The 10,746-nt window shown below is 70.4% G+C and carries 13 protein-coding genes; 4 read left to right on the top strand and 9 right to left on the bottom strand.

Going from position 1 to position 10,746, the window contains the following annotated elements; genetic code table 11:
• From HET64_RS30950 to HET64_RS30915, 8 genes are all read right to left on the bottom strand, one after another.
• A partial coding sequence (locus HET64_RS30950) for a DCC1-like thiol-disulfide oxidoreductase family protein (RefSeq protein ID WP_215110462.1) occupies nucleotides 1–445 on the bottom strand: 445 nt, incomplete at its 3' end.
• The gene (locus HET64_RS30945) at nucleotides 418–852 is read right to left on the bottom strand and encodes a hypothetical protein (RefSeq protein ID WP_215110461.1); all 435 of its coding nucleotides are present in this window, start codon (nucleotides 850–852) and stop codon (nucleotides 418–420) included. The genes HET64_RS30950 and HET64_RS30945, both read right to left, overlap by 28 nt.
• Nucleotides 853–965: 113 nt before the next feature.
• Complete coding sequence (locus tag HET64_RS30940; protein ID WP_215110460.1) at nucleotides 966–1,565, bottom strand: hypothetical protein; 600 nt, start codon at nucleotides 1,563–1,565, stop codon at nucleotides 966–968.
• A 140-nt stretch (nucleotides 1,566–1,705) separates the two neighbouring features.
• On the bottom strand, nucleotides 1,706–2,482 hold the full coding sequence (locus tag HET64_RS30935) for a succinate dehydrogenase iron-sulfur subunit (protein ID WP_215110459.1): 777 nt from the start codon (nucleotides 2,480–2,482) through the stop codon (nucleotides 1,706–1,708).
• Complete coding sequence (gene sdhA, locus HET64_RS30930) at nucleotides 2,482–4,236, bottom strand: succinate dehydrogenase flavoprotein subunit (RefSeq protein ID WP_215110458.1); 1,755 nt, start codon at nucleotides 4,234–4,236, stop codon at nucleotides 2,482–2,484. Before sdhA ends, HET64_RS30935 begins: the two co-directional genes overlap by 1 nt.
• A 30-nt stretch (nucleotides 4,237–4,266) precedes the next feature.
• Nucleotides 4,267–4,749: a succinate dehydrogenase hydrophobic membrane anchor subunit gene (locus HET64_RS30925; RefSeq protein ID WP_215110457.1), complete on the bottom strand. Its 483-nt coding sequence runs from the start codon at nucleotides 4,747–4,749 to the stop codon at nucleotides 4,267–4,269.
• 5 nt (nucleotides 4,750–4,754) lie between these two features.
• On the bottom strand, nucleotides 4,755–5,135 hold the full coding sequence (gene sdhC, locus HET64_RS30920; protein WP_097868837.1) for a succinate dehydrogenase, cytochrome b556 subunit: 381 nt from the start codon (nucleotides 5,133–5,135) through the stop codon (nucleotides 4,755–4,757).
• 166 nt (nucleotides 5,136–5,301) lie between these two features.
• Nucleotides 5,302–5,916 carry a 2-oxo-4-hydroxy-4-carboxy-5-ureidoimidazoline decarboxylase gene (locus HET64_RS30915; RefSeq protein ID WP_215110456.1) on the bottom strand — a complete coding sequence of 205 codons (615 nt, stop codon included), beginning with the start codon at nucleotides 5,914–5,916 and terminating at the stop codon, nucleotides 5,302–5,304.
• Nucleotides 5,917–6,375: 459 nt separating this feature from the next.
• Between HET64_RS30915 and HET64_RS30910 the strand changes: the two genes are divergently transcribed.
• The 3 genes from HET64_RS30910 to HET64_RS30900 all read left to right on the top strand — a co-directional run bounded on the left by HET64_RS30910 (nucleotide 6,376) and on the right by HET64_RS30900 (nucleotide 9,620).
• Entirely contained in the window at nucleotides 6,376–7,986 is a 1,611-nt protein-coding gene (locus tag HET64_RS30910) for a glycoside hydrolase family 20 protein (RefSeq protein WP_215110455.1), read from the top strand.
• A 178-nt stretch (nucleotides 7,987–8,164) separates the two neighbouring features.
• Nucleotides 8,165–8,989: a DUF4328 domain-containing protein gene (locus HET64_RS30905; RefSeq protein WP_374105591.1), complete on the top strand. Its 825-nt coding sequence runs from the start codon at nucleotides 8,165–8,167 to the stop codon at nucleotides 8,987–8,989.
• 52 nt (nucleotides 8,990–9,041) lie between these two features.
• A complete protein-coding gene (locus HET64_RS30900; RefSeq protein ID WP_215110454.1) occupies nucleotides 9,042–9,620 on the top strand; it encodes a hypothetical protein in 579 nt (192 codons plus the stop codon).
• A gap of 82 nt (nucleotides 9,621–9,702) precedes the next feature.
• On the opposite strand, the gene HET64_RS30895 is transcribed toward HET64_RS30900, so the two are convergent.
• Entirely contained in the window at nucleotides 9,703–10,200 is a 498-nt protein-coding gene (locus HET64_RS30895; RefSeq protein WP_215110453.1) for a universal stress protein, read from the bottom strand.
• A 201-nt stretch (nucleotides 10,201–10,401) separates the two neighbouring features.
• On the opposite strand from HET64_RS30895, the gene HET64_RS30890 reads away from it, so the two are divergent.
• Nucleotides 10,402–10,746 (top strand): SAV_915 family protein (locus HET64_RS30890; protein WP_215110452.1); only part of this gene is annotated, 345 nt, incomplete at its 3' end.

The following is a 10,746-nucleotide window of genomic DNA, read 5'->3' as shown; positions in this document are numbered from 1 at the left end:
AGGTGTATAAGAGACAGCGGTAGCGGGCCGCGGCCAGGACGGTGCCCCGGGCGAAGGGCCGCCCCGCCGGGGTGGTCAGCCAGTGGGCCCTGGAGCGGTATCTGGCCAGCGCCCACAGGCAGACGATCCAGGCGGAGGTCTCCCGGTAGACCTGTCCCAGGTCGCCGACGACGGTGATCTCCGCCAGCGTCGCGGTGTGGTCCAGCTCCGGGAACCGCCTCCGTGCCTCGGCCGATCCGGCCGGTACCAGGTCCAGCGGGACGAGCTGGCGCTGCCGTTGGAGCCAGTGCCGCAGGTGGACGCAGAGCGGACAGTGCGCGTCGTAGAGCACGGTGAGCCGGCGTACGGGCGCGGGCCTGGCGGCGGTGTACCCGGCCGGTCCCGGCGAGGCCGCGGGCGCCGTTCCGGTCACCGGGCTCACCGCCCCGGCGCGGGCGCGGCCCACGGACCCCGGTCGCCCGGGGGCGTCCAGGCCCCCGGCGGCACGGGCGGGGTCTGCTCGCGCTCCAGGGCGCTGCGGCGGCGGATGCGGCTGAGCACCCACACATTGCCCAGGTGCATGACGCCGAGCACCAGCAGCACCACGCCCACCTTCACCGAGAGGGCCTCGAACAGCTCGCGGGCGTTGGCGACCCCGTCGGCGTATCTCAGGTAGAGCGTGACGAACCCGAGGTTGACCAGGTAGAAGCCGACCACCAACAGGTGGTTGACGGCGTCGGTGAGCTTCTCGTTCCCGTGCAGCACGTCGGCGAGGAAGATCCGCCCGTTACGGCTGAGCGTGCGCGCGACCCAGACGGTGAGCGCCACGGTGATGAGCAGATAGATGACGTACGCGACCACAGTGAGGTCCACGCCCCACCCTCCCTTGAACGCGTTCAAAAATGCTTTCGGGCATGACGATAGACCCCTTCTTGAACATGTTCAAGAAGGGGTCCTGGGAGAGGTGGGTCAGCGCGCCCCGGGCGTCAGGCGCTCATGGAGCGGGCCTGGTTGAGCTGGCCCATGACCGCGGGGAAGGTGTACGGGCCCATGGCCGGGATCATCGTCGAGTGGTGCCGGCCGCCGCTGGTCACCGTGACCTGGATGAAGCCGGTGGTCCGCTTCTCCTTCATCAGCAGGAACAGCAGGCCGATCAGGCAGAACAGCGCGAAGATGATCGCCAGCACGACCGCGTGCGTCGGGATCTTCTCCTCCGTGCGCGACATGTCCGTGGCCGTCCAGACCGCGCCCTTGAGCGGCATCGCCCCGGACGGGGTGACGATCGCGTCGCTCATCACCGTGATGTCGCCGATCGACAGCATCGGGACACCGCCCTGGCCGGGCGCTCCCTGGGGCACCGGGAGGTACTGGCCGGGCATCGTCGGCCGGCCGTGCTGGGGGTACCCGTAACCGGGGCCGGGCTGGGTCGCGGACTCCGGCAGCGGCTGCGGATAGCCGTACGCGGGCGGGGCGCCGGGGGCTGGGTACCCGTACGCCTGTCCGTCGGCGACGGTCGGCTGGTGGCCCGGCTGCTGGGGCGGGCCCCACTTGTACGCGTCGTCCGCGTACGGATTCGGCTCGCTCACGACGATCCCCGTTCTCTTTCGGTCTTCAGCTCCGCTGAACCGTACCGCCCGGGCGGCCCCGGCGCAGCAACAGGCCCCGCCCCGGCAGCGGTGAGGCTGCGGGGACGGGGCCCGTCGACGTAACAGGTGGTACGGGAAGGTCAGAAGCGACGCGTGATGAGCGCGCGCTTCACCTCCTGGATCGCCTTGGTGACCTCGATGCCACGCGGGCAGGCGTCCGTGCAGTTGAACGTGGTGCGGCAACGCCACACACCGTCACGGTCGTTGAGGATCTCCAGACGCTGCTCGCCGGCCTCGTCGCGCGAGTCGAAGATGAAGCGGTGCGCGGCGACGATCGCCGCCGGGCCGAAGTACTGGCCGTCGTTCCAGAACACCGGGCACGAGGACGTGCACGCGGCGCACAGGATGCACTTGGTGGTGTCGTCGAACCGCTCGCGGTCCTCGGCGGACTGCAGGCGCTCGCGGGTCGGCTCGTTCCCCTTGGTGACGAGGAAGGGCATGACGTCGCGGAACGCCTGGAAGAACGGGTCCATGTCGACCACGAGGTCCTTGAGGACCGTGAGGCCCTTGATGGCCTCGACCGTGATCGGCTTGTCCGGGTTGATGTCCTTGATCAGCGTCTTGCAGGCGAGCCTGTTCTTGCCGTTGATCCGCATCGCGTCGGAGCCACAGATGCCGTGCGCGCAGGAACGGCGGAACGTGAGGGTTCCGTCGAGCTCCCACTTGATCTTGTGAAGGGCGTCGAGGACACGCTCCTTCGGGTCGATCTCGATCTGGAAGTCCTGCCACTGGACCTCGTCGGAGACCTCCGGGTTGAAGCGGCGGATCCGGAACGTGGCGGTGATGAACGGGGAGTCGGCGAAGCCGGCCTCGGGCTTCGCGGTCCCGTCGGTCTTGTCCAGGGTCGGGGTAGCCATCAGTACTTACGCTCCATCGGCTGGTAGCGGGTCGTCACGACCGGCTTGTAGTCGAGCCGGATCGACTCGGCGCCGTCGGCGGCCACCTCGCGGTACGCCATGGTGTGGCGCATGAAGTTGACGTCGTCGCGGTTCGGGTAGTCCTCGCGGTAGTGACCGCCGCGGGACTCCTTGCGGGCGAGCGCGGAGACCGCCATGACCTCGGCCAGGTCGAGCAGGTTGCCCAGCTCGACGGCCTCCAGCAGGTCGGTGTTGAACCGCTTGCCCTTGTCCTGGATGGACACGTTGAGGTACCGCTCGCGCAGCTCGGCGATCTTGTCGACCGCCGTCTTGATCGTCTGCTCGGTGCGGAACACCATCACGTTGGCGTCCATGCACTCCTGGAGCTCCAGGCGCAGCGTCGCGACGCGCTCGGTGCCGGTGGAGTTGCGCAGCCGCTCGACCTGGTCGGCGACCAGCTGGGCGGGGTTCTCGGGCAGCTCGACGAAGTCGGTCTTCGTCGCGTACTCGGCGGCGGCGATGCCCGAGCGCTTGCCGAAGACGTTGATGTCGAGCAGCGAGTTGGTGCCCAGGCGGTTGGCGCCGTGCACCGAGACACAGGCGACCTCGCCGGCGGCGTACAGGCCCGGGACGACGGTGGTGTTGTCGGCCAGCACCTCGCCCTCGACGTTGGTCGGGATGCCGCCCATGGCGTAGTGCGCGGTCGGCTGGATCGGGATCGGGTCCGTGTAGGGCTCGATGCCGAGGTAGGTCCGCGCGAACTCGGTGATGTCCGGGAGCTTGGCGTCCAGCTGCTCCGGCGGCAGGTGCGTCAGGTCCAGGTACACGTGGTCGCCGGCCGGACCGCATCCGCGGCCCTCACGGATCTCCGTGTAGATGGAGCGCGAGACGACGTCACGGGACGCGAGGTCCTTCATGACCGGCGCGTACTTCTCCATGAAGCGCTCGCCGTCCTTGTTGCGGAGGATGCCGCCCTCACCGCGGGCGCCCTCCGTCAGCAGGATGCCCATGCGCCAGATGCCCGTCGGGTGGAACTGGAAGAACTCCATGTCCTCCAGCGGCAGGCCGCGCCGGTAGCAGGCGGCCTGGCCGTCACCGGTCAGGGTGTGGGCGTTCGACGTCACCTTGAAGAACTTGCCGGTGCCGCCGGAGGCGTAGATGACCGACTTCGCCTGGAAGACGTGGATCTCGCCGGTCGCCAGCTCGTACGCGACGACGCCGGAGGACTTCTTGACCCCGTCGACCTCGGTGATCAGCTGGTCCAGGACGTAGAACTCGTTGAAGAACTCCACGCCCTCCTTGACGCAGTTCTGGTACAGCGTCTGGAGGATCATGTGACCCGTGCGGTCCGCGGCGTAGCAGGACCGGCGGACCGGGGCCTCACCGTGGCTGCGGGTGTGACCGCCGAAGCGGCGCTGGTCGATGCGGCCCTCGGGCGTCCGGTTGAACGGCAGGCCCATCTTCTCCAGGTCGAGGACGGCGTCGATGGCCTCCTTCGCCAGGATCTCGGCGGCGTCCTGGTCGACCAGGTAGTCGCCGCCCTTGACCGTGTCGAAGGTGTGCCACTCCCAGTTGTCCTCCTCCACGTTGGCGAGCGCGGCGGCCATGCCGCCCTGCGCCGCGCCCGTGTGGGAGCGGGTGGGGTAGAGCTTCGTCAGCACGGCGGTACGGCTGCGCTTGGTCGACTCGATGGCCGCGCGCATGCCAGCGCCGCCGGCGCCGACGATGACGGTGTCGTACTTGTGGATCTGCATGGTTTCCCTCTGGTCCCTCTGTCCCGGCGCCTAGCGGATGTTCGGGTCGAAGGTGAAGATCACCAGCGTGCCCAGCAGGACGGTGAACACCGTGGCGGTGTACAGGAGCATCTTCAGCCAGAAGCGGGTGTTGTCCCGTTCGGCGTAGTCGTTGATGACCGTACGGAGACCGTTGGCGCCGTGGAGCATGGCGAGCCACAGCATCGTCAGGTCCCAGACCTGCCAGAACGGCGAGGCCCAGCGGCCCGCCACGAAGGCGAAGCCGATCTTGGAGACGCCGCCGTCGAGCACCAGCTGGATCAGCAGGTGGCCGATGACGAGGACGGTCAGGACGATGCCCGACAGGCGCATGAAGAGCCAGGCGTACATCTCGAAATTGGTGCGCGATGCCTTGGGCGTCTTGCCCGTCCGCTTGCGCGGGGGCTCGATCACCGGGGCCGGGTGGTCGACGTCGTACAGGCTCACGCCTTCGACGTCGCCGATCGCGGCTGCGGAAGAAGTCTCGCTGGACATGGGCCTCAGCTCCCGAAGACGTCGCGTACGGCGTGACCGAGGACGGGGTACAGGGCCCCGACCATCAGCACGATCCAGATGCCCACCACGGTCCAGAGCATCTGCTTCTGGAGTCGCGGGCCCTTGGCCCAGAAGTCCACGGCGATGATCCGGAGACCGTTCAGCGCGTGGAAGAGAATCGCGGCCACGAGGCCGTATTCGAGGAGCGCGACGATCGGCGTCTTGTACGTGGCCACGACTTCGTCGTAGGCCTCGGGCGAGACGCGGACAAGAGCGGTGTCCAGGACATGTACGAACAGGAAGAAGAAAATGAGGACACCGGTGACTCGATGAGCCACCCAGGACCACATGCCTTCCCGGCCGCGGTACAGCGTTCCAGCCGGCACGGAAGAACCCTCCGGGAGCGGGGATTGGGGTCGGCCGGCTTGACTGTCGGTCTGACCCGGCCGGGTACGGTCCACCGGCCCTGGCCATCGTAGCGACGCATTGTCGGTTCGTTCGCGCCGGGGCCTCCCGTGTGATCAAAGTGGCAATCAAACAGGCACGTACGGGCTAGAGCGCCCCCTGCCGCCGCGGGTCCGCCGCCAGCAGTTCGACGATCCGGCTCCGGGCGAGTCGCCGCAGTTCCTCGGCGGTCACGGCCCGCTCCTCGTCCGTGTCGTGCGCCAGCCGGACCCGGATTCCGGCCAGCACCTGGTCCACGTGCTGGGAGGGCTGGTGGGCGTCCAGGCAGATCACGAAGGCGTGGCCGAACCGGCTCTCGTACGCCGCGTGCGCGGCCCGCAGCGCCAGATGGGCGGCGCGGGGTGCGTCGTCGTGCAGGCAGGGGGCCGGCTCCGAGGCCAGGGCCTCCGCGATGTCCCGGGGCGGGAGGTCGTAGCCGGCCTCGTCGGACGCGGCCAGTAGAGCGCCGAGATCCGGGTAGGGGCGGTGGGCGGCCATCCGGTGGGCCCAGCGGAGACTGCCGCAGCACTCCAGGAACGCCGCCTCGGCGGCGGCGAAGGGCAGGTTGTTGAAATGGGCCAGGCCGACGGCATGATCGACCGTCGGTGCGACGGCGGGCGGCGCTCCGGGGCCTTCCGCACCACCCGGACCTCTTGGGCCTTCCGGGCCTCTTGGGTCTTCCGGGCCGCCGGCCGGAACCGGCTGGTGCGGCTGCGCGGGCACGGCCGGACGGCCGGCCGGTGGCGCGGATCGCTTCGGCAGGCCGGCGGGGGACTCGCTGGACCTGGACAGCGTGGGCTCCTCGTATCAACGACAGCTATGACTCCGTGGCCCCGAAAGGAACCTTCTGCCTCTGGAAGACAGATCAGGACGTACCGAGGTTGCCCGGCGTGGGAGTGAGTTCCGCGGGGGCGGGAGTGAAGGGAGAGACGAATGTGCCGCAACGCTAGCGAGATCGGTCGGCGGCCGTCCGGCGGACTGCGGAGAAATCACCCGAACGGGAGAGTTTCGGAACGCGTGATGGACGTCTGACCTGCGTCGATCGGGGTTCTGTTCGATCCCCCGGAGCTCCCGATGGGCGAGGCCCCGGCAAAAATGCCAACCTTGCACCCTATTCACTCGTTTCATCGGCTCTTCACTCTTTTCGCCCGCTCCTGCCCCCTCAACGGAGGAATCTGCCCGATGTCGCCCACGCGTGGTGCCCTCGTCACCGGCGCGGCTGTCACGGCCGCGGCCGCCGTCGCCCTCACCGTCGTCGTCTGGCCGGAGGGGTCCGGCAGCGGATCGTCCGGCGACACCGCGTCGCCCTCCGGCACCTCCGCCGAGGCCGTCGCCCCGTCGCCCTCCCGCAGCTACCCGATGTCCAGCACACCGAGCACGATCCCCGCGGTGCGCGAGCACACCCCGGCCCGGGGGCCCGGCTGGCAGCCGGGCAAGGGCAGCACCGTCGTCATAGCCAAGGGCAGCCAGGTGCTCGCCGACGAGGCGGAGCTGCTCGCCAAGGAGCTGAAGATCAGCTACCGGGGCGCCGAGCAGGCGCGGACGGGAGACGTCGAACTGGCGCTCGGCGACAAGGACGCGGGTCCCGCCGAGTCGTACACGCTCACCGTGCGCGACCGGAAGGTGAAGATCACCGGCCCCGACGAGTCGGGGGTCTTCTACGGCACCCGCACCCTGAAGCAGTCGGTCGAGGCGGACAGCACGCTCCCCGAGGGCGTCGTCAACGACCGGCCGGACCGGCCGCAGCGCGGACTCAACCTCGACATCGCGCGCAAGCACTACAGCGCGGAGTGGATAGAGGACCGCATACGGGAGATGGGCGACCTCAAGCTCAACCAGCTCGGCCTGCACTTCTCCGACGACCAGGCCTTCCGGATCGAGTCGAAGTCGCACCCCGAGGTGGTCTCCGACGAGGCCCTCACCCAGGACGAGGTCCGCCGCATCGTCGCCCTCGCCAACAGCCGGCACATCGAGGTCGTCCCCGAGATCGACTCGCCCGGACACCTCGGCGCGGTGCTGGCCGCCCACCCCGACCTCCAGCTGCGCAACACCGCCGGTGTGGAGTCCAAGGGCTCCATCGACATCTCGAAGCCGGGCGCGGCCAAGCTGATCGACGAACTCCTCGACGAGTACACCGAGCTGTTCCCGGGCCGCTTCTGGCACCTGGGCGCGGACGAGTACCAGGCACTGACCGTCCAGAACCCGGCCGCGTCCTATCCGCAGCTCCAGCGCGCGGCGGAGCAGAAGTACGGCTCCGGGGCCACCATCGAGGACCTGGCGACCGGCTGGCTGAACGACCGCGCCGACGTCGTCGTCCCGAAGGGCCGCACCGCCAAGGCCTGGAACGACGGGCTCTTCCGGGACACGAAGGTCAAGGCCGACGAGAACATCGAGATCGAGTACTGGACCGGCAAGGAGATCGGCGCCCGCCCGCCGCAGGAGTACCTCGCCGCGGGCTACAAGATGCTGAACCTCAACGACGAGTTCCTCTACTACGTGCTCGGCGAGCCCAACGAGTTCGTCTACCCGACCGGCGAGCGGATCTACGAGCAGTGGACCCCGCTGGTCCTGCGCGGCACCGAACCCGTGGCGGAGCGCTACTCGAAGCAGATCCTCGGCGGCCGGTTCGCCGTCTGGGGCGACCTGCCGAACGCGCAGACCACCCAGCAGGTGGCGGACGGCATCAGGATGCCGCTGGTGGCGACCTCGCAGAAGCTGTGGGATCCGCGGAAACCGGCGCTGAGCTGGGCGCGGTTCCAGGAGCTGGCGGAGCGGACCGGCAGCGCGGGGTGAGGCCGGGGGCGTTCCCCGGCGGCGGACCGTGGCCCGTGGACAGCGACGTTGTCCACGGGCTACGGTCCGCCGACCGCGCGCTCCTGGGGAGGGACGTGAGGTCACACGCCGCCGGCCCGTCCTTGGGGGGGACTTCTCCATGTCCATGCTCTGCACCCGTTGTCGTATCAGAACGGCCGTGACCGACGACGGGCTGTGCACCTTCTGCTCGGGCACCCGGCCCCCGCCGCCCGACGGCGCGAAGGCCCCGGTCCCCGGAGCCGCACCCCTTTCCGGACCCGTGCCCGGAGGCTGGGGCGCCGGCACCTGGCCGCGTTCGCCGGTCGGCCTGTCGCGGGCGGTGGTCGCCCTGCTGGGCTGCGTCATCGCGAGCGACCTGTTCGTCATCGGCGCCGGTCTCCACCTGCGCGGCCTGTGGGAGGGGCTTGCGGCGGACGAGTCCCTCGACATCTACTCCGGGCCCGGCCTGCGGGCGCAGGAGCTGTACGACCTCGCCGGAACGGTCCAGACGGCGGCGTTCCTGGCCACCGGAGTCCTCTTCATCATCTGGTTCCACCGGACCCGCCGGAACGCCGAGGTCTTCGAGTCCGGCGTGCAGCGGATGGGTCCGGGCTGGGCGGTGGGCGGCTGGTTCGTCCCGGTCGCCAACCTCTGGTTCCCCTACCGCGTCGCGAGCGGCATCTGGGAGGCGAGCGTCACGCTCCACCCCGATGGCGGGTGGCGCACGGTTCCCAGAACGGTGCTGAACCTGTGGTGGGGCGGCTGGATCGTCTCCCTCCTCGTCTCCCGGATCGCCGTGAGCCAGTGGAACCGGGCCCGGGAGCCGGAGCAGATCTCCGACGCGGCGGCCCTCGTCGCGGCCGCCGACGCGCTGGACCTCGTGGCCGCGGTGCTCGCCGTCCTCTTCGTGCGCGCGGTGACCCGGATGCAGGTGGAGCGGGCCGGTATCCGGCAGTCCGCGACCGCCGCGGAGCGGACGGCCCCGGAGTCCGCCGCCCCATAGTGACGATTTCCAGCCATTCGGCGCAGTATCCGGTAGACCGAGGGAGACGTCGATGAGTCTGCTGGAACTGATCGAACGAGCCGACGAGCGCGCACTGGCCGCCGGGGCGCTGGCCTGCCTGGACCGGTGCCTGCCGCTGCTCGCCGGGCCGGAGACGGAGCCGCTGCGCCCGCTCTGGGCGAGCTGCGAGAACGGACAGGATTGGGCCATCCGGCTCGCGGCGGTGCGGACGGGGATGGAGCACGAGTCCGTCACCGACGGCCCGGCCGCACTCGTGCGGGCCATGCTGGGCGCCGCCCCCTCCGACTTCGACGCCGTACCGCTGCGGGAGTGGGCGGACGCCTGTTCGCTGGTCGCCCTGCGGATCCACGGGCGGCTCGACGCCCCGGACGGGGAGACGCCGTCGGACGAGGAGCAGCTGCTCAAGGCGGCCCGCAGCGGTGAACCGGCCGCCGTGGGGCCGCTGGTCGCCGGGGAGCTGGAACGGCAGGTCCGCATCCTGGAGATCCTGGCGGAGACCACCGGCACGGCGGGCAGCGGCGCCGGACTCCGCAAGGCGCTGGACCTGTCCACGGAGGGCCGCCGGGTCCTGCGCGCGGTGATGTCACGACGGGCCCGCGGCCGGGGCTGACGTACGGGCGCCCACGGAGCGGTCGCGCCACGGCCCGGACGGTTCCTCACGGGCGGGGCGTTCCCTACGGCCTGGGCTTTCCCTACGCCCCGGGCGGCAGGCTCCAGTTGTTGCCCAGTACGGCGACCAGCTCGGCTTCGAGCGGGTTCGGGGGGACCGCGAGAACGGGGCAGGCCGCGTGCGCCAGGCAGTACCGCGCCACCGACGGGCGCAGGGCGGGCAGCCATCTGCCGCGTGAGCCCGCGCCCACGACCAGGAGGCCGTCGGCCGACTCGGCCGCCTCGACGAGAACCGCTCCGGGCTCGCCCCGCACGGCGAGCCCGGACAGGGCGACGCCCGGCCTCCTGACGGCGAACGCGCCGTCAAGAATGGTGCGCAGGTCCTCGACAGCGGCTTCCCGGTGCTCCCGGAGCGCGGCGGTGCCGTAGGTGGCACGGCCGCCCAGACCTCCGCCGGGCAGTTGCCAGGCCAGCACGGCGTACAGGTCCGCGTTGCGTTCCCGCGCCTCGGCGGTGGCCCGGTGCAGGGCTGCCAGGCTCCCCGGGGAGCCACTCACGCCGACCACGATTCTCTGCCGCACTGTCCGGCCTCCTGCCTCGTCCTGTTCCGGAATTCCATTGAAGGGCGGGCCGGGGGAGGTGAGCGTCAGCGATGCGTATGAACCGGGCGATGCCCGTCAACATCGCGTAAGGCGGGAGGGCTTCCGGCACCGGGACGGGCATAGCTTCGACGTCATGCGGCCGCAGGGCGGCCGACCGTGGCTCCACCCGGAGGAAACCTCATGTGCCTCTTCTCGTACGACGACGACCCCGACCCCGACGAACAGACCCGGGCCGTGCTTCTGTACGTGCCCGTCCGGCCGGAAGCCGCCGGCCCCGCGCTGCGGATGTTCCGTACTCCGCTGGGCGAGCGCACCGCCGTCGGCTTCACCGGCCTCGACCTGCTGACCGCGACCCTCGGCGCCGGCCAGCCCTCGATCAGGCTCGCCGAACCGGCCCTGCGCTCCCTCACGGAGCCCCTGGGTGTCGACCGGCTCGTCGTCGACCCGGTCCTCTCCGCCCCGGCCGTCACCGCCGTGCCGGTGCGCACGGCCGAAGAGCCCGCGCGCTGTCTCTTATACAGATCT

Source organism: Streptomyces sp. McG3 (assembly GCF_018619185.1).
GTDB lineage: Bacteria > Actinomycetota > Actinomycetes > Streptomycetales > Streptomycetaceae > Streptomyces.
The sequence above is the reverse complement of the archived record's forward strand: the minus strand, read 5'-3'. Positions and strand labels throughout refer to the sequence as shown.

Coding starts and splice junctions, on each gene's coding strand:
- HET64_RS30935 (WP_215110459.1), bottom strand. CDS start 2,482: ATGGCTACCCCGACCCTGGACAAGACCGACGGGACCGCGAAGCCCGAG.
- sdhA (WP_215110458.1), bottom strand. CDS start 4,236: ATGCAGATCCACAAGTACGACACCGTCATCGTCGGCGCCGGCGGCGCT.
- HET64_RS30900 (WP_215110454.1), top strand. CDS start 9,042: ATGAGTCTGCTGGAACTGATCGAACGAGCCGACGAGCGCGCACTGGCC.
- HET64_RS30925 (WP_215110457.1), bottom strand. CDS start 4,749: ATGTCCAGCGAGACTTCTTCCGCAGCCGCGATCGGCGACGTCGAAGGC.
- HET64_RS30910 (WP_215110455.1), top strand. CDS start 6,376: ATGTCGCCCACGCGTGGTGCCCTCGTCACCGGCGCGGCTGTCACGGCC.